Consider the following 256-nt stretch of genomic DNA (forward strand, 5'->3'; position numbering starts at 1 on the left):
TGAGACCTACACAAATGGCCATCCTTAGCTCGGCAAATATAACCTATCGATGCCGAATTTGGTGAAAAGCCGGCTTCTTTAATAGCTTGATTCCATGTGCCGAAATGCTCTGCTACTGTGCTTGGGCTTAGCCATCCCTTCTTTGTAGTAAAATCAACCTGGATTGGTCTGCGCCCATACTCACAAACAAAACCTTTGATGGCATCCAATACCTTTTCTCTTGAGAACGCTCTACCCGTCGCTTCTCTGAAGCAAT

1 protein-coding gene is annotated in these 256 nt (G+C 45.3%); it reads right to left on the reverse strand.

What is annotated here, in order from left to right; translation table 11 throughout:
• Window positions 1-209 (reverse strand): homing endonuclease associated repeat-containing protein (locus tag COY37_RS10855; RefSeq protein WP_286977567.1); only part of this gene is annotated, 209 nt, incomplete at its 3' end.
• Between the last annotated feature and the right edge of the window lie 47 nt (window positions 210-256).

The organism is Candidatus Aquicultor secundus, assembly GCF_002791875.1.
GTDB lineage: Bacteria > Actinomycetota > Aquicultoria > Aquicultorales > Aquicultoraceae > Aquicultor_A > Aquicultor_A secundus.